This window comes from Paraburkholderia sp. SIMBA_053, from assembly GCF_046534895.1.
GTDB lineage: Bacteria > Pseudomonadota > Gammaproteobacteria > Burkholderiales > Burkholderiaceae > Paraburkholderia > Paraburkholderia caledonica.
This window is the reverse complement of sequence record NZ_JAWRXU010000876.1, coordinates 1-264: the sequence shown is the minus strand read 5'-3', so window position 1 is coordinate 264 and position 264 is coordinate 1. Positions and strand designations below refer to the sequence as shown.

At 64.8% G+C, this 264-nt stretch carries 1 pseudogene; it reads left to right on the top strand.

What is annotated here, in order from left to right:
• A pseudogene (locus SB753_RS38110) lies at positions 1-264 on the top strand (IclR family transcriptional regulator); the annotation flags it as partial.

Genomic DNA, 264 nt, shown 5'->3' with positions numbered 1-264 from the left:
GACCAGTTGGAGATTCCACGCAGCGCCTGCCACCGGCTGCCACCGGCTGCTGGTCGATCTGAAGCAATGCGGGTATGTGCGGCAGCTTCGCGAGCACGGCGACTACGTGCTGACGACGAAAATGGTCGGATTGGGACTCAGCTACCTGGCGACTTCGGGCATCGTCGACATTGCGCAGACCATGCTGGACCGGCTGGCGGAGGGATCGGGCGAACTGGTGCGGCTCGCCATCGTCGACGGCGACAGGCTGACGTGGGTGGCGAA